This is a genomic window from Rhizobium sp. N324 (genome assembly GCF_001664485.1).
In the GTDB taxonomy this organism is placed as follows: domain Bacteria; phylum Pseudomonadota; class Alphaproteobacteria; order Rhizobiales; family Rhizobiaceae; genus Rhizobium.
On the sequence record NZ_CP013634.1, the window covers coordinates 333227 to 350511 of the forward strand.

General features: G+C 62.2%; 16 protein-coding genes and 2 pseudogenes. 9 read left to right on the forward strand and 9 right to left on the reverse strand.

Annotated elements, in window-relative coordinates:
* Positions 1-12: 12 nt before the first annotated feature.
* The 6 genes and pseudogenes from AMK05_RS29220 to AMK05_RS35855 form a co-directional block, all read left to right on the forward strand.
* Positions 13-684, forward strand: a complete 672-nt coding sequence (locus AMK05_RS29220; RefSeq protein WP_064843519.1) for a 3-keto-disaccharide hydrolase — start codon at positions 13-15, stop codon at positions 682-684.
* A 70-nt stretch (positions 685-754) separates the two neighbouring features.
* On the forward strand, positions 755-1417 hold the full coding sequence (locus AMK05_RS29225) for an amino acid ABC transporter permease (RefSeq protein ID WP_064843520.1): 663 nt from the start codon (positions 755-757) through the stop codon (positions 1415-1417).
* Complete coding sequence (locus AMK05_RS29230) at positions 1414-2064, forward strand: amino acid ABC transporter permease (protein WP_064843521.1); 651 nt, start codon at positions 1414-1416, stop codon at positions 2062-2064. Before AMK05_RS29225 ends, AMK05_RS29230 begins: the two co-directional genes overlap by 4 nt.
* Positions 2051-2782: an amino acid ABC transporter ATP-binding protein gene (locus tag AMK05_RS29235; RefSeq protein ID WP_064843526.1), complete on the forward strand. Its 732-nt coding sequence runs from the start codon at positions 2051-2053 to the stop codon at positions 2780-2782. Before AMK05_RS29230 ends, AMK05_RS29235 begins: the two co-directional genes overlap by 14 nt.
* A gap of 22 nt (positions 2783-2804) precedes the next feature.
* Complete coding sequence (locus AMK05_RS29240) at positions 2805-3602, forward strand: transporter substrate-binding domain-containing protein (RefSeq protein WP_064843528.1); 798 nt, start codon at positions 2805-2807, stop codon at positions 3600-3602.
* A gap of 224 nt (positions 3603-3826) precedes the next feature.
* Positions 3827-4071: pseudogene (locus AMK05_RS35855) on the forward strand (ATPase); the annotation flags it as partial.
* 67 nt (positions 4072-4138) lie between these two features.
* Here the strand turns inward: AMK05_RS35855 and AMK05_RS35860 are convergent.
* From AMK05_RS35860 to ligD, 8 genes and pseudogenes are all read right to left on the reverse strand, one after another.
* A pseudogene (locus AMK05_RS35860) lies at positions 4139-4330 on the reverse strand (hypothetical protein); the annotation flags it as partial.
* A gap of 189 nt (positions 4331-4519) precedes the next feature.
* The gene (locus tag AMK05_RS29245; protein WP_064843493.1) at positions 4520-5437 is read right to left on the reverse strand and encodes a carbohydrate ABC transporter permease; all 918 of its coding nucleotides are present in this window, start codon (positions 5435-5437) and stop codon (positions 4520-4522) included.
* A 10-nt stretch (positions 5438-5447) separates the two neighbouring features.
* Positions 5448-6380, reverse strand: a complete 933-nt coding sequence (locus AMK05_RS29250; protein ID WP_064843529.1) for a carbohydrate ABC transporter permease — start codon at positions 6378-6380, stop codon at positions 5448-5450.
* Between the two features lie 134 nt (positions 6381-6514).
* Positions 6515-7819 carry an ABC transporter substrate-binding protein gene (locus AMK05_RS29255; protein WP_064843533.1) on the reverse strand — a complete coding sequence of 435 codons (1305 nt, stop codon included), beginning with the start codon at positions 7817-7819 and terminating at the stop codon, positions 6515-6517.
* Positions 7820-7976: 157 nt separating this feature from the next.
* Positions 7977-9044, reverse strand: coding sequence for an ABC transporter ATP-binding protein (locus AMK05_RS29260; RefSeq protein ID WP_064843535.1), 1068 nt, complete (start codon positions 9042-9044; stop codon positions 7977-7979).
* Between the two features lie 149 nt (positions 9045-9193).
* The gene (denD, locus tag AMK05_RS29265; protein ID WP_064843537.1) at positions 9194-10186 is read right to left on the reverse strand and encodes a D-erythronate dehydrogenase; all 993 of its coding nucleotides are present in this window, start codon (positions 10184-10186) and stop codon (positions 9194-9196) included.
* Positions 10187-10237: 51 nt separating this feature from the next.
* The gene (locus tag AMK05_RS29270) at positions 10238-10963 is read right to left on the reverse strand and encodes a FadR/GntR family transcriptional regulator (protein ID WP_064843539.1); all 726 of its coding nucleotides are present in this window, start codon (positions 10961-10963) and stop codon (positions 10238-10240) included.
* A gap of 200 nt (positions 10964-11163) precedes the next feature.
* The gene (gene ligD, locus AMK05_RS29275) at positions 11164-13806 is read right to left on the reverse strand and encodes a DNA ligase D (protein ID WP_064843844.1); all 2643 of its coding nucleotides are present in this window, start codon (positions 13804-13806) and stop codon (positions 11164-11166) included.
* Positions 13807-13996: 190 nt separating this feature from the next.
* Here ligD and AMK05_RS29280 point away from each other — a divergent pair, with 190 nt between their 5' ends.
* Positions 13997-15763 carry an SLC13 family permease gene (locus AMK05_RS29280; protein ID WP_064843540.1) on the forward strand — a complete coding sequence of 589 codons (1767 nt, stop codon included), beginning with the start codon at positions 13997-13999 and terminating at the stop codon, positions 15761-15763.
* 75 nt (positions 15764-15838) lie between these two features.
* Here the strand turns inward: AMK05_RS29280 and AMK05_RS29285 are convergent, their stop codons facing one another.
* A complete protein-coding gene (locus AMK05_RS29285; RefSeq protein WP_064843542.1) occupies positions 15839-16078 on the reverse strand; it encodes a hypothetical protein in 240 nt (79 codons plus the stop codon).
* A gap of 283 nt (positions 16079-16361) precedes the next feature.
* Between AMK05_RS29285 and AMK05_RS29295 the strand changes: the two genes are divergently transcribed.
* Together AMK05_RS29295 and AMK05_RS29300 are read left to right on the forward strand one after the other, a co-directional pair.
* On the forward strand, positions 16362-16847 hold the full coding sequence (locus AMK05_RS29295) for a DMT family transporter (RefSeq protein ID WP_064843553.1): 486 nt from the start codon (positions 16362-16364) through the stop codon (positions 16845-16847).
* Entirely contained in the window at positions 16844-17284 is a 441-nt protein-coding gene (locus tag AMK05_RS29300) for a DMT family transporter (protein ID WP_064843555.1), read from the forward strand. Before AMK05_RS29295 ends, AMK05_RS29300 begins: the two co-directional genes overlap by 4 nt.
* Position 17285: the final 1 nt, after the last annotated feature.

A 17285-nucleotide genomic window follows, 5' to 3' on the forward strand; every position in this document is an offset into this window, starting at 1 on the left:
GGGGAGGTTCAGATGAGCAATTCAGCCGATATTTCCACCCTTGAAATCGTCGAGCCGACTGAAAAAATCGTGCTCTTCAACGGCAAGGATCTTTCCGGATGGTTCTCGGATATTCCGGCGCGTGACGAAGACCCGTCGTCGCCCGATATCGTCGAAGTCAATGATGGCGTCATCGTCACTCCCGGCAAGGCGGTGGGACATCTGGTTTCGGAAAACGCGTTTCGGAACTACCGCCTCGAAGTGGACTACCGATTGTCCGGCGAGGGCGGTGGCGGAAGCATTCTCGTCCATGTCTCGAAGCTTCGCATGCTTCGGACGAAATCGAAGAACATTTTCCCGCAATCGCTCGACGTGAAGATCCGGCATCATGATGCAGGCGATATCTACTGCATCATCGACAACATCCTCTGTGACAATCCCGAACGGCGACCGCTGGAAAAGGGCCAAAAGCCCGGCGGCGGCGATCAGGATGGCCGCCACATCGTCAAGATCGTCGACGCCGAAGCTCCGCTCGGCGAATGGAACAGGATGGCGTTCGAGTGCAAGGGACGCGCCCTGCGCATCTGGCTGAACGGCGTCCTCGTCAACGACGGTTACGATTGCACGACCGATCACGGCAAGGTCGCGCTGCAGGTGACGGAGCAGCGCGTCGAGTTTCGCCGGGTGGAAGTTTTTCCGCTCTAATCGCCGGTATCGGCGCGCCGGCCAGCCCCGCGCGCCGATGCACCACAAACCGAAGTCGGCAGGTCTTACCATGTATCAACTTCAATTTCGGGATGTGCTCTCTGCCTGGAACCTGTTCCTGGATGGGCTGCTGCTCACCTTGGGCCTGTCCGGCATTGCTCTTGGCGGCGGGCTGCTGCTCGGCATCGCCGTCGCCGTAACGCGCGTCTATGGGCCTGGATGGGCGGCAAGGACGGTCACCGTCTATATCGAGGTCATCAGGAACACGCCGCTTCTGGTTCAGCTCTTCACAGTCTATTTCGGACTGCCGAGCCTCGGCATCCGCATCCCCGGGCTCTATGCGGCGATGATCTGCTTCGTCATGTATCTCGGGGCATATCTCGCAGAGATCATCCGTGCCGGCATCGAGGCCGTTCCGCAATCCCAGAAGGAAGCGGGGGCATGCCTTGGACTGTCGGGCTACCAGGTGTTCCGGTACGTCGTCCTCGTGCCCGCCATCAAGGACATGTTCCCGGCGCTCGCCAGCCAGTTCGTCTTCTTCATGCTGTCGACCTCGGTGGTCTCGCAAATCGCGGTATCCGACCTGTTCCACATGGGCTCGATCGTCCAGGCGATGACCTATCGCGACTTCGAGATCTACCTGCTCATCGGCGCGCTCTATCTGGCGCTCGCCCTTCTCTTCAGGGCCGGTTTCGCCACCATCTACCTGCTGTGCTTTGGAGGGGACGAATGATCCGCGACATCCAACTGCTCGACTTGCTGACGATCGTCGAGGCCGCCGGAACCACCCTTCTCCTCTCCCTGGTGGCATTCGCCGGATCGTCTCTGCTCGGGCTTCCTATCGCCGCACTCCGCCTTTCCCGCATCCCGCCGGTCCGGTGGCTCGCGATCGTCTATGTGCAAATCGTGCAGGGCACGCCTCTCTTGGTCTGGCTGTTCCTTCTGTTCTTCGGGCTCGCCACGCTGGGCTTCAACATTTCCGCCTGGCTCGCGGTCTCGATCGGCTTCTCGATCTACGGCGGCGCGTTTCTGGGGGAGACCTGGTACGGCGCCTTGCGATCGGTCTCGGCCACGCAATGGGAGGCGGCATCCTCGCTCGGGCTCGGCATCGTTCACCAGTTCACGCGGGTGATCCTGCCCCAGTCCATCCGGATTGCGATTCCGCCGACAATCGGCTTTGCCGTCCAGCTTCTCAAGAACACCTCGCTCGCATCGACCATCGGCGTCTACGAACTGACCCAGAGCGGTCAATTCCTCTCCGCGGCGACCTACAAGCCGCTGCTCGCCTATTCGATCGTCGCAGCGATCTACTTCGTCATTTGCTACCCGCTCACCACGTGGAGCCGCGGCCGGGAAAGGAAGCTTGATGTCAATCGTTGAACTGAAAAACGTCGAGAAGCGGTTCGGGCCGCTGACGGTGCTGCACGACGTCTCCCTTGATATCCAGCCGGGCGAAATCGTATCCGTCCTCGGGCGGTCCGGCTCGGGCAAGAGCACGATGTTGCGCTGTATCAACGGCCTGGAAGCGATCCAGAACGGCTCGGTCGTCGTCGACGGAATCACCGTGAACGACCCGCAGACGGATCTCAGAAAACTGCGCCAGCAGGTCGGCATGGTTTTCCAGAGCTACAATCTGTTTCCGCACCTGACGGTGGGGCAAAACATTACCCTGGCGCCGAAGCTCGTGCAGGGCCTTCCCAAAGATGAGCTGCGCGCCCTCGCCGGGGAGGCGCTGCGGCGGGTCGGCCTCGAAGACAAGCTCGATCATTTGCCGCGCCAGCTTTCCGGCGGGCAGCAGCAGCGCGTGGCGATCGCGAGATCGCTGGCGATGAAGCCCAAGGTAATGCTGTTCGACGAGGTCACTTCCGCGCTCGATCCCGAACTGACCGGCGAGGTCCTGAAAGTCCTGGAGGACGTGGCGGCGGCAGGCATGACGATGATCCTCGTCACCCACGAAATAGGCTTTGCCAAACGTTTCGGCACCAGGGTCGTGTTCATGCACAAAGGCAAGGTGTGGGAGGACGGCCCGGCGAAAGCCGTTCTTTCCGATCCGAAGACAGCGGAGCTGAGCTCCTTCCTCAGCGCCGTCCTCCATTAATCACCAAGAAAAGGGGAACCTCATGAAAAAGAAACTGATCAAAGCCCTCGCCATCGTTATCGGCGTTGCGGGTGCCGCGACGAACGCCTGGGCCGACAGGCTCCAGGACATTCTGTCGAGCGGCGTCATCCGCGTCGCCGTGTCGCTGGACAGCCCGCCCTTCGGATCCGTCGGCGCCGACGGCAAGCCCGTCGGGTTCGATATCGAAATGGCGGAAATGGTCGCCAAGGCCTTGAACGTCAAGCTCGAAACGGTCGGCGTACCATCGGCCAATCGCGTCGCCGTTCTTGTCACCGACAAAGCGGACCTCGTGATCTCCAACCTTGGCATCACGCCGGAGCGCGCCAAGCAGGTTCTCTATTCCGCGCCCTATGTGAACACGGTGCTCGGCGTGTTCGGACCCAAGAGCCTGCCTGTTTCCACGCTCGACGATCTGAACGCCTACACGGTTTCCGCGACGCGCGGAGCCGCTGCGACGCAAGCGATCCTGTCAAGAAATCCAAGCGCCCAGGTGAAGCAATTCGAATCAGACTCCACCTCCGCAACGGCCTTCCTCTCCGGCCAGACCGATCTGCTGACGTCGAGCACGACGACCGTCGCGGCGCTGAAGAAGCAGAATCCGGACAAGGAAATGGAGCTGCTGATCGCGCTCCGGTCCTCGCCGGCGCACATGGCGGTGCGGATGGGAGAGCTGAACTTTCTCGCCTGGGTGAACAGCTTCATCTACTACAGCCAGTTGAACGGCGATCTCGATCGCCTCAGCCAGACCTATCTCGGCCTGCCCTTACAGCCTCTTCAGCTGGGCCTTCCAACCCGTTAAGAACTTATCAGGGTCGATCACAGCTGCGCAGCGATCGATCCCGATCCATCAAGAGCACGCGCAGCTATTACGCGCTTCGAAACTGATATTGTCGACAGCATGGCCGTCCTGTGCCCGTCATCGATGCGTTCGACCCTGCGCGCCGCATCTTACCGGACTCGATCCTGCCAAAAGCAACAATGCCATTCTTCTCCTCAACCTTCTGGACAGCCTGGAGACCGCAAATGCCTGAAGCCGAACTTCGCCGTCCTGCAGAACAGATCTACGCTGGCGAGCTGGCCGCCCTTGCGAAGGGGCGATGACCGTCGCCGGCCCGCCAGTTGGAAGCTCTCTCCGCAGGCGGTCGTCACCTATCTCCTTGGCGGATGGAATACCGGTATCGGCCAAATATGTCGGGAACCGGCGATTGATCGAAACGGCCGTCGCCACGCTCGCGACGAACCGAGCACTGCTGCTGCTTGGTCTGCCGGAACGGCGAACGCAAAATCGACCTTGCCGTCGGCGCGCATCCACATCAGGGCAAGCCAATGCTTGCAGGGAAACTTCCGGCTCGGGCAACTGCATTTATAGCCGGCATTGGCTTCAGTGACGGAAATTCTGTAGGGCGTGGCGCCGGAGCCTTGGCAATCGCCCCAGATGAGGCCTGATCCGTCCTCTGCGAGCGTCGGCCAGATCGAGAGTTTGAGAAGCTTCAGGGAGCGAGCCTTGATCCGGAGAAAGCTCCTCAATCTTTGCCAGACTCAAACTCAATGGAACCCCCTCTCGGCCACATCCCACGATCGCGCATTTTCTGGCATGGCATAGCAGAAAGTGCAACGCCTGCCGGCGCGACAACCCGTTATGGAGAGTGCGGAAGGCTGCGGCGTGGGTCAAAGAGCAGCCGAATTGGCGTTCCTTGATCGGCCCGGTCGGTAGGGCTACTCCTTCACCGCACCCGTCATCGAGGACACGTAATAATCCACGAAGAACGAGTAGAGGATGACCACCGGCAGCGAGCCGAACAGCGCGCCCGCCATCAGCGCCCCCCATTCGAAGACATCGCCGCGCACCAGTTCGGTCAGCACGCCGACGGGAATGGTTTTATTCTCCGATGACTGAATGAAAGTAAGGGCATAGATGAATTCGTTCCAGGATAGCGTGAAGGCGAAGATGCCGGCTGAGATCAGCCCCGGCACGGCCAGCGGCAGGATGATCTTGGTCAAAATCTGCCACCGGTTGGCGCCATCCACCAGGGCGCTTTCTTCCAGTTCGAAGGGGATCGAGCGGAAGTAACCCATCAGCAGCCAGGTGCAGAAGGGAATGAGGAAGGTCGGATAGGTGAAGATCAGCGCCAGCCGGGAATCGTAAATCCCGAGCTTGAAGACGATGAAGGCAAGCGGGATGAAGAGGATCGAAGGCGGCACGAGATAGGCGAGGAAGATCACCAGGCCGACGGAGCGTGAGCCGGTAAAGCGGACGCGCTCGATCGCATAGGCGCCGAGGACCGACGCCACCAGCGAGAGGAAGGTGGAGCAGACCGCGACCAGCATCGTGTTCCACAGCCAGCCCGGATAGGATGTCTCGAGGAACAGGTATTTGATGTGCGCAATCGTCGGTCCGACCACCCAGAACGGGCTGTAATTTGTATAGTCGGTCAGCTGCTCGTTGGGTTTCACCGCGGTGATCGCCATCCAGTAAAACGGGAAGAGCAGCACGAAGACGAAAACCGCCATCGGCAGATACAGCATCACGATCCGCCGCGGCAGGCGGTTCAGATAGCTCATGCCTTCGGCATTGTCGGTCACGACCTGATCTGCGGTGTTGGCCCGATCGGCTGTGTTTGAATGTGTCGACATCGTCATTCTCCTAATCCTGGCCGCCCTGCTGCCATTTGCGCCGCTGCAGGCCGAAGAAGCTGAACATGATCGCGCCGAGCAGGAAGGGCACCATGGCGACGGCGATCGCCGCACCCTCGCCGAGCTGGCCGCCGGGAATGCCGCGCTGGAACGAGAGCGTCGCCATCAGATGTGTGGCGTTGACCGGCCCGCCCTTGGTCAGCACGTAGATCAGCTGGAAATCGGTAAAGGTGAAAAGCACCGAGAAGGTCATCACGACGGCGATGATCGGCGTCAGCATCGGCAGCGTCACATAGCGGAAACGCTGCCAGCTGGTGGCGCCGTCGAGCGAGGCTGCCTCCTGCAGCGACGCCGGGATCGTCTGCAACCCCGCAAGCAGCGAGATCGCCACGAAGGGAATGCCGCGCCAGACATTGGCGACGATGACGGATATGCGCGCATTGATCGGATCGCCGAGAAAGTTGATCGGCCCGCTGATCAGCCCCAGTTTCATCAGCGACCAGGAGATGATCGAGAACTGGGAATCGTAGATCCACCAGAAGGCCAGCGCCGAAAGCACCGTCGGCACCACCCAGGGGAGCAGGACGATCGCCCGGAAGAAGGATTTATAGGGCAGATGCTGGTTGAGCAGCATCGCCAGCCAGAGGCCGAGCGCGAATTTCAGCACCGAGGCGACGAAGGTGTAGAGGACGGTGTTGAACACCGACAGCCAGAAGACCGAGTCATCCATCAGGAACTGGTAGTTCTCCAGCCCGATGAAGATGCCGTCGCGGCCGATCCGCGTATCGGTGAAGCCGAGCCAGACCCCGAGCCCCAGCGGGTAGGTGAGAAAGCAGACAAGGAACACCGCCGCCGGCAGCATGAACAGGAAGCCGAGCACATTGTTGTTCTGCAGGAGCGAAGAGACCGGCCCACGTCCATTCCCCGAATTTGCCATCGACATTGCTTATCTCCAGATCGCGTTTGGACTCTCCGAGGAGCGTGCGGCATGCCGACGCCGGCATGCCGCTTGTTTCCATGCATGTCGGTATCCCCGGAACCGCTACACACTTCCGGGCGACATGCATTGAGCGGGGCCTAGACGCGATAGTAGCGGTTTGCCCGGCGTTCAGCTTCCTTCATCGCATCCTCAGGCGACATCTGGCCGGTGACGGCGGCGGCATACATGTCGACCAGAACGTAGTCGGCCATGGTTGCCGCCGAGGCGTAGCCGAGCGGGCCGGCATAACCGTTCGGGCGCAGCTTTTCCGAGGCGCGCGCATAGGGCGCGTGGACCGGATCGGCGGTCCAGACCGGGTTCTTGGCGAAGGCCTTGAGCGGCTGGCAGCAATAGGCGCTGGAGCCCTGGATCCAGGCATTCATCTGGTCGGCTTCCATCATGAACTTGATGTAGGCCTTGGCGGCTTCCGGATATTTGGTGTGCTTGAACAGAAGCAGCGAGCTCGTCTGGCAAAGCTCGACGCTCTTGCCGACCGGGCCGATCGGGAAGTTGGTCGTGCGGATGTCCTTGGCGATCTCGGCGAGCTTCGGGTCGTTCTTGGCGGTGTAATAGACCGAAACACCGTTGGCGATCAGCGAGACTTGGCCGGCCAGGAAGGCGCGGTTGTTGTTGACGTCCTGCCAGCTTTCCGTGCCCGGAATGAAGGTCGCGTAGAGCTCCTTGGCATAGTTGATCGAAGCCAGCGTCTCCGGGCTGTTGATCGTTACCTTGCCGCCTTCGTCGACCATCTTGCCATTATGGCTCCAGAGCAGCCAGTGGGCGTAATTGTTGCCGTCACCGACCGCCTTGCCGTGCGGGAAGCCGGCCGGCGTGCCCTTTGCCTTCATCGCCTTGCACAGTTCGAGGAAGCCTGCGGTATCGTTGGGGAATTCGTTGAAACCGGCAGCCTTCACATGGCTGTCGCGATAGACGACGGCATTGCCGATCGCCGTCAGCGGCATGGCGATGAAGGTGTCGCCGCGCGTCGCATAGCCCTTCACGCCGTCGTACCAGCCCTCATACTTGTTGCCGAGGTAATTGCCGAGTTCGGTGAGGTCGACCAGCTTGTCCGGATATTGGTGGGCGTCGTCGAACCAGCACATGATGAGATCGGGGCCGGAACCGACATTGGCGGCAACCGCAGCCTTCGGGCGGATATCCTCCCAGCTTTCCTTGTCGATGCGCACTTCGACGCCGGTCGCTTCGGTGAATTTCTTGGTGTTGGCGATCCAGGCCTCCTCGTCGCCCTTGACGAAAGGCGTCCAGCGCAGCAGCCGCAGGCTGGCGCCGCTTTCCGGCGTGTAGGTCGGTTCGGCCTGCGCAAAAGATGGCTTGATGCCGAAGCCGGCAGCGCCGGCAACGGCTGCCGATGCAGCAAGAAATTCACGTCTCTTGATCGTCATGAGATTCCTCCTCATTGAAACAGCGGAAGCAATTCTCCGGCGTCCACCTCCCGCTTGGGTGGACGGCGGCCTGGCATCCCCGGAGCGGAAGCGCCCACGGAATGCTTGCGCTCCGGCGGCGGGGAAGGCTCCTCCCCTCCCGCGCCGCCGGATGGCATCAGTCGGTCAATCTCTGGCCGCCTTCGGCATCGAAGAGATGGACGTGCGAAGCGTCGATCGCCACGCGGATCGCTTCGCCCGGGCGGGCATTGACGCGCTCCCGGAATACGCAGCTGACATCGCTGCCGCCGAGGCGAACGGTCAGATGGGTCTCATAGCCGGTGGGTTCGATCACCACGATCTCGGCCGGCACACCGTTCGGATCGAGCGAGATATATTCGGGGCGCAGCCCATAGACGAGTTCGCGCCCCACCGCACTTGCGGGCGGATCGGCGACGGGCAGCCGCGTGCCATTGGCGGCGACGAACTGGCGGGCGTCTTCCGGGTCGAGCCTGCCCTTGATCATGTTCATCGCCGGCGAGCCGATGAAGCCGCCGACGAACAGATTGGCGGGCTTGTCGTAAAGTTCGAGCGGCGATCCGATCTGCTCGACGATGCCGTCATGCATGACGACGATCTTGTCGGCCATGGTCATCGCCTCGATCTGGTCGTGGGTGACGTAAACGGTGGTGGTTTTCAGCCGCTGGTGCAGCTCCTTGATCTCGGCGCGCATGGCGACGCGCAGCTTGGCATCGAGGTTGGAGAGCGGTTCGTCGAACAGAAAGACTTCCGGATCGCGCACGATCGCCCGGCCCATGGCGACACGCTGGCGCTGGCCGCCGGAAAGCTGGCGCGGATAGCGGTCGAGCAATTTGTCGAGACCGAGGATGCCGGCGGCATATTTCACCCGCTTTTCGGCCTCCGCCTTCGGCGCCTTGTTGAGCATCAGCGAGAAGCCCATGTTCTGCTCTACCGTCATATGCGGATAGAGCGCGTAGTTCTGAAAGACCATGGCGATGTCGCGGTCCTTCGGCGGCAGCGTGTTGACCACGCGCCCGCCGATCTTGATCTCGCCGCCGGAAATATTCTCGAGCCCTGCCAGCATCCGCAGAAGGGTCGACTTGCCGCAGCCCGAGGGGCCGACGAGGATGACGAATTCCCCATCGGCAATGTCGATATCCACGCCCTTGATGACCGGATGCACACCGAAGGATTTCCGCACATCCGCGAATTGAACGCCTGCCATACTCACTCCTCCCAGAAATCGAGCGCTACATGCTTTAAATATTCGTATCTCACTCTGTCTTGCCGGCGGCTGCCATCTCTCCCAACTCCGTCAGCCACCGCAATCCCGCATCTGTGGGGGTCCCGCGCGGGACCCCCTCCACCCTTTCCTCAATTGCCTCGGGACGCTGCCGGAGCGTCCTCGGCGAGATAGACCTCGATCAGCTCGTCGACGCTGGTTTCGGCTGTGAAACCCAGTTGCGTCGCACGATCAGGCGTAAAGGATTTCGGCCATCCGGCGACGATCCCTTCGATGACCTCGTCGCGGCGGCGGTCGATCAGGTCGACCGCCTCGGGGCCGGCGGCGCGGCGCAATGCGGCGATCTGGTCGGCAACGGTGGCGGCAACCCCCGGCATGGTCAGCGTGCGGCGTGCACCCAGCGACGATGTGTCGAGCGTTGCGGCGTGGATCAGAAATTTGACGGCGGAACGCGGGCTTGCCAGCCAGTGCTTGACCGTCTCCTCCACGGGAAGAACCGCCCGCTGGCCGGCCAGCGGCTCTCGCAGGATTCCGGAAAAGAAGCCGGACGCGGCGGCGTTCGGCGCACCCGGCCGGATGACGATGGTCGGCAGTCGAATTCCGACGCCGTCGACGAAGCCGCGGCGCGAATAGTCGGCCAGCAAAAGCTCGGATATCGCCTTCTGCACGCCATAGCTGGTGAGCGGCGCCTGGACATAATCGTCGGGGATCGGATCGGGAAACGGCGCGCCGTAGACCGCGATCGACGAAGAGAAGACGAGCCGGGGAACATAGGCTTGCCGGCTTCCCTCGTGCCGGATCGCCTCCAACAGCAATCGTGTGCCATCGAGATTGACCCGGTAGCCGAGGTCGAAATTGCGCTCGGCCTCGCCGGAAACGATCGCGGCGAGATGGAAGATCACGTCGGCCCGGCGAGCCGCCAGGGCTTGCGCCGCATCGCCTTCGGAAATGTCGGCCGCCAGCGCTTCGACCGAGGCAACGACGCCTGACGGCACCGGCGGCGGCGCGATATCCACAAGCGTCATGCGGGTGATCGTTCGAGCGCCGAGGGAACCGCTGCGCGCCAAGCTGGCGGCGAGCTTCCGGCCGATCATTCCTCCCGCTCCGATAATGAGAATATGCATCCTCTTCCCCCTGTCTTCGATGACGTGTCTCACCCGCTCTTTGCCTGCGAACTAGGCGAGGAGCAGTTTGGTTGTCGTGTAAATGCGGGTTTCATGGATCGCGAAGGCTGCGCATGCGGCGTCCGGATCCCGCGTCTCCAGGCCGGCGAGGATCAGCCGGTGATCGGCGATGCTCGTGGCGATCGTGCCGGGCTGCGAGACGACGCGCCTGCGGTGGCTCAGAAGATAGGAATAAAGATCGGCGGCCATGTCGGCCAGAACCGCATTGCCGCTGGAACGGTAGATGGCGGTGTGAAATTCGCGGTCGCAGATCAAAAAACGGACGGGATCGTCACAGGCGGCTTCCTGTGCCGCGATCGACTTGCCGAGATAATCAAGCGTCGACGCGTCCATCTTGACCGCGGCGGCCCTGACGACCTGTGCTTCGATCAGCAGCCGCGCCTCATGAACATTGTCGAGACTATAGGCCGCAATGTCGCGATAGCGCGCCGCCTGGACAGCCAGTTCGCCGACATCTTCCGATGCCACCACCGTGCGCGTTCCCTGCGCAACCGAGAGAATACCGTGCGTGGAAAGGATGAGGATCGCGCCGCGGACGGTCTCGCGGCTGACCGAAAGCGCGCCAGCCAGTTCACGTTCGCTGGGCAGCGGATCGCCTGTCTTGAGGATGCCGGTGGCGATAAAGGTCGCGATTTTCTGGACGACGAAGTCTTTCATCGACTTCTTCGGCGCGCCGCCCAGCGTCGCAACCTCTTCGAGCATGGCCCGCACATCCATCGCCATGCCCTCCCCCTGAGGTCTACTGGTCCGGTAAGTGGGCCAGTAGACCTCAGGGGGAGAGGATTGTCAAACGCTTGATGTCGGCAATCCACTCCGCCGTAATTGGGAGCGGTTTTACGAAGGGCAAGACGGCACGCGGAGAAAGTTCATCCCGCTAAAACAAGCCGGTCACGGACAAGCTCTGCCGTTCGCAATGCTCAACCCGCGCTTAAGACTTTGCCTAAGCGTTTGATTGCCTGCTCCAGCGGGCGGTGGCCGTCGCCATAATCCTCCCAGGCCGATGATTTCGACAGCAGCGCCGGCACGGTGCGGATGGTGAAGCGTTTGGGGTCGAGATCCGATTTGACCTGGCTCCAGGTCAGCGGCATCGACACGGTGGCGCCCGGCCGGGCACGGGGCGACAAAGGTGCCACCGCCGTCGCCATCCGGTCATTGCGGAGATAGTCGAGGAAGATGCGGCCGTTCCGCAGGCTCTTGGTCATCTTGATCAGATAGAGATCGGGATTGTCGCGCGCCATCTGCTGGCAGACGTCATGCGCGAAGCTCTTCGCCTCCGCCCAGGAAAGCGGCTTGCGCTTGTTGATCGCAAGCGGCGTGACGACATGCAGGCCCTTGCCGCCTGTTGTCTTGCAGAAACCGACGAGACCGAGCGCCTCGAGACGATCGCGCATCTCGCGGGCGGCGGAAACGACCGTCGAGAACGGCACGTCGGGGCCGGGGTCGAGGTCGAACACCAGCCGGCCGGGCACCTCCGGCTTATGCGGTTCACAATTCCAGGGATGCAACTCGACGGCGCCGATCTGCGCGACGGCGGCCAGGCCCTCGACCCGGTCGATCTGCAGATAGGGTTTCTTGTCGCCGAAGACCTTGACGAGTTCGAGAAGGTTCGAGGTGCCGGGCATCGCATGGCGCTGGAAGAACTGCTCGCCGCCGAGCCCATCGGGCGTACGGATGATCGAACAGGGACGCCCCTCGATATGCGTGATCATCCAGCCGCCGACGGCTTCATAATAGCGGGCGAGCTCCTCCTTGGTCACCGGCCGACGGTCATTGGCATCCGGCCACAGCGGCTTGTCCGGATTGGAGATCATCACCCCCATCACCTCGGCCTTGGCGCCCATTCGGCGGGCGGGCCTCGCCTTCACCTCCGCCGCCGGCTCCGGCACCTCGGTCTCTTCAGGCCTGGCCGGCCGTTCGGCCTTGACCTCTCTCGCCGGCTTGTCCTCGCGCAAGCCCTTGAAGGCCGCTTGGCGGACGATGCCGTCGGCGGTCCAGCCGGCGAATTCGATTTCCGCCACCAGCTTGGGCTTCAGCCAGGTGACCTCGGCCTCCTTCTTCGGCGCGCCGATGCCGGTGAAGGGCGATTTCGTCGCCTCGAGCGCCTGCAGCTTCGGCAGCAGCGTTTCCACTTTCTTGGCGCCATATCCCGTGCCGACGCGGCCGACATAGACGAAGTGGTCGCCGCGGTAGACGCCGACCAGCAGCGATCGGAATTTGCCGTTGGTCTTGGCATAGGCGCCGATCACCACTTCATGGCCGGCGCGGCATTTCGACTTCGCCCAGCTGTCGGTGCGGCCGGATTGATAGGGCGCATCGCCCTGTTTGGAGACGATGCCTTCCAGCGACAGTTTGCAGGCGGAGCGCAGGACCGCATCGCCGCCGGTCTCGAAATGCTCGACGAAACGGATCCGAGGCTCATCGCCGGCCTCCGACAGCAGGCTTTGCAGCCGCGCCTTGCGCTCGACGACGGGCAGAGAGCGCAGGTCCTCGCCACCGTTGTAGAGAAGATCGAAGGCGAAATAAACGAGATCGCCGGTCCTGCCTTCCGAAATGGCGGCCTGCAGGGCGGCGAAATCCGGGGCGCCATGATCGTCGAGAGCGCAGATCTCGCCGTCGATGATGGCGTCGGGCAGCGCCGATGCCGCCTCGGCGATCTCGGGATATTTGCCGGTCCAGTCGAGCCCTTTCCGGGTCTTCAGCGTCACCTCGCCCTCGAGTATGCGCATCTGGATACGGTAGCCGTCGAACTTGATCTCGTGGATCCAGCCCTCGCCGGGCGGCGGACGCTCCAGGGTCTGGCAAAGCTGTGGCGCAATGAAATCCGGGAGGTCGATTGGCGCTGTTTTCGGCGTCCTGCCGGTTCGGCCCTCCTCCTTCCTCTCTTCGGCGGCCAGCCCGTGATTGCTGTCCCAGACCGCATCCGCCTTGAGATCGCCGCCCTTGAGCATGAACGGCTTTGGCTTGCGGCCCTTGCCGGCGGCGATTGCGTCCATCGTCCGGCCGGAGGCGACAGAGGTGTCGTTCTCGTCAAGCACCGCTGCGCCGTCTTCCTCGACCGAGAATTCGTCATGGTGCTTGATCAGCAGCCAGTTGGTTCGCTTGCCGCCGTTGCGATCGTTGCGCATGCGCACCAGCACGAAGCTGCCGTGCAGCCGTTCGCCTTCCAGGGTGAACTTGAAGTCGCCCTTGGCAAGCGCCTGTTGCGGGCTCTTCTTTCCCTCGGGCTCCCAATAGCCGCGGTCCCACAGCATCACCGTGCCGCCGCCATACTGGCCTTTCGGGATCGTGCCTTCGAAGTCGCCATAATCGAGCGGGTGATCCTCGACCTCGACGGCCAGCCGCTTGTCGTGCGGATCGAGAGACGGGCCTTTGGTCACAGCCCAGGATTTGAAGACGCCGTCGAGCTCCAGCCGCAAATCGTAATGCAGCCGGGTGGCGTCATGTTTCTGGATGACGAAGCGGTGACGGTTGCTGCGGGCGATCTGCTTCTCGCCGCTCGGCTCCGCCGTCTTTTGAAAGTCGCGCTTCGATCGATATGTCGAGAGGTTGTCACTGGCCATGGTCGTTCCCGCAAGCAGCATCCACGCACGAAATGCCGGCCGGCGGCTGGAAGTTCCATGATGGCCTTTTCCAGCGGCGGTCTTGCCGGCGCATTCGGTCTGTCGGCGACAAAAGCGACGAAAAAATTTCGCCGGCGCGTCGCATCGTTCTCGTGCTTCAAACGTTAATTGCTACCACCGGGATGCAAACATGCGCGTTGACCAATGGCTCTCTCTTCTCATCATCGCGCTCATGATGGGTGCCTTCGTATGGGGCCGTTACCGATACGATATCGTCGCCGTGAGTTCGCTTCTCCTAGCAGTCATCGTCGGCATCGTCCCTGCTAAAATTGCCTTTTCCGGTTTTGCCGATGACATCGTCATCATCGTCGGCAGCGCGCTGATCGTCAGTGCGGCGATATCGAGATCCGGGATCATGGATCTGGCGCTGCGCCGATTTTCTCCGGAAAGACGCGGGCCGCGGATGCAGCTGATCATTCTGGTCGCCATCGTCGCCGCCCTGTCGGCTTTCGTCAAGAATATCGGGGCGCTGGCGATCATGATCCCGGTTGCCGTGCAGATGGCCCGCAAATCCCGCGTCTCGCCGTCGATGTTCCTGATGCCGATGTCTTTCGCCTCGCTGCTCGGAGGGCTGATGACGCAGATCGGCACATCGCCGAATATCATCGTTTCCCGGGTGCGCGAGGAGATCACCGGGCAGCCGTTCACGATGTTCGACTATACGCCCGTCGGCCTGGCGCTCTCGGTCGCCGGCGTTGTCTTTCTGGCGCTGTTCTACAAGCTGCTGCCTGAGAGATCGCGGGTGGAAACGTCGATGGATGAGGCGGTGGCGATCAAGAACTACACGACCGAAGCCAAGGTCATCTCGCCGTCGGCGGCGATCGGCCGCTCCGTCAGCTGGCTGCAGAAGCCGGCCGGCGGCGATGCGATGGTGACGGCGATTATCGGCGGCAGCGGCCAAAGACGAACGCCGCTTCCCGACACCGTGCTCAAGGATGGCGATCTTCTGATTATCGAGGGCGAGCAAAGCGCCCTCGACAAGATCGTCAGCGAGGCCAGGCTGCAGCTGTCCGATCGTAAACACGAGCCGGAGATGCGCCAGGATATCAGTTCCGTCGAAGCTATCGTCGGCGAACATTCCCGCCTGATCGGCGTCAGCGCCAAAGACGTCTCGCTCTTCCACAATACCGGCCTCAACCTTCTTGCCGTCAGCCGCCGCGACAGGCGCATCACCGAGCGTCTGGGCGAGATCAAAATCCGCAACGGCGACGTCCTGGTGCTGCAGGGCGACTTGCAGAAGCTGCCGGATCTCTTGCGCGAATGGGGCTGCCTGCCGCTGGTCGAACGGGATTTGAAGCTCGGCAACGCCCGCAACGGCATGATCCCCGTCATCATCCTGCTGGCGACGATGGCGGCGACGGCCTTCGGCGGCATCCCCGTCGCGACGGCATTTTTCGCCGCCGCCTTTCTGATGGTGGTTACCGGGTCCATTCCCTTGCGCGAGGTCTACCATCATCTCGATGCGCCCATTCTGATCATGCTGGCCGCGCTGATCCCGATCAGCGATTCGCTCAGAACCACCGGAACGACCGACATCATCGCCGACCTGCTGTCGCGCACCGCCGAGATGCTGCCGCCGTTCGGCGCTCTGGCATTGATCCTGGTTGCGGCCATGGCCGTGACGCCGTTTTTGAACAATGCAGCGACCGTTCTGGTCATGGCGCCGATCGCCGCGACCTTTGCCGCCAAGCTCGGCTACCGGCCCGACGCCTTTCTGATGGCGGTGGCGATCGGCGCCGGCTGTGATTTCCTCACGCCGATCGGCCACCAGTGCAACACGCTGGTCATGGCGCCGGGCGGATATCGATTTGGCGACTATGCGCGATTGGGCCTGCCGCTCTCACTCATCGTCGTGCTGGTCAGCGTGCCGGCCCTGCTGGCCGTCTGGCCGATCTGACCCATGCCTGAGCTGGGTGTTCGGGTAACCACTGCGAGGCAATTCAGGCTGCGCCGTCGGCGCAGCCTGGCGGCATTACTTCCACTGCGTCCCGTCGGCGCCGGCGCAGCCATAGGGTGGCAGAGACGTGGCGAAGGTGGTTTTCAGCTTGGCGCAGCCCCAGCTGTTGATCGGGCCGGGCATGGCATTGTTGAGCGTGATGCCGATTTCATCATAGGGGCTGTCGGTGTTGCTGACATAGCGATACCAGCGAAAACCGGTAAAGACGACGACGGCCAGAGCGATGACCAGCAGCAGGCGAAGCAATTTTCTCATCATATTTCCTTTAAGTGCAAACGCTGCCGTTTAGAGCATGTCGCGCAAAAGTGCGCAGCGGTTTTGCGACAACGACATGCGTTAAAACAAAGGCCTAAAGCACGAGAAGCGAATCTGAAAGATCGCGACGCGCTTTAGCACTCCGATGCCGAAGCCGAAAGCTCCGGCCGGATACAGGACGCGGCAATTCTGCAGCGTCTTTTGCGGCTCCTGAAAAGCGGCGCGCGCTGTGGTAGCAATCTGAAAAACTCCGGGCGCAATCGATTCTATGACGGGATCTGCAATGACCATCGAAGCGGCACGCAATCCGCATCCCATCTATTTCATCGGCGCTTTTGCGACCGGTGGGCTTCTGACGTTTATGGTGCATCTCAATGGGGAGCTGGCACGTTACGGCAATCCGCTGTTCTCCTCCTGGACCGCTCACGGCACAGGCATGGTCGCCGCCGTCATTCTTCTTTTGGCGCTCTACCGCCGGCGCAGACCGATGGCGGGAAAAACCGGCCTCGCACCTTTGTGGGCCTATCTCGGCGGGGTATCCGGCGCCGCAACAGTCATTTTGACCTCGACGACGGTCAACTCGCCGCTCGGGCTCTCCGGCACCCTGGCTTTGGGACTGGCAGGCCAGGTCGCCTTCAGCCTGGCGGCCGACAGCTGGGGATTGTTCGGTCTGCCGAAACGGCGCCCGGATATCAGAGATATCGCCGCGCTCGGCCTGGTCGTCACCGGCGGTGCGCTCATCATCCTGTTCGGGCGAGGTGGAGCATGATGGTCTTCATTCTCCTGGCGTGCCTCGGCGGCGTGCTCGTCGGCCTCAGCCGCCAGCTCAATGGGCGTTTGAGCATCTCCACCACGCCGCTGATCGCATCCTTCTGGAACCATGCCGTCGGCTTTGCCGTCCTCACCTGCCTCGGCCTCTTTGTCGGCGGCCTGCTTCCGGCAGGCGCCGCCGAGGCGCCCTGGTATATCTATCTCGGCGGTCCGATCGGCGTCGTCTTCGTGGCGGCGGGCAGCTGGGCGATCGCGCGCATCGGCGCGGTCAATGCGGCGCTGCTGATCATTGGCGGCCAGATGGTGACCGGGGTGGCTTTCGATTATCTCAGCGCCGTTCCAACCTCGTTCTGGGCGAACGCGACCGGAATTGTTCTGATTATCGCCGGAATGACGGTCAGCCGCAGCCGACGCAAAACCGGCGGCTCGCGATAGC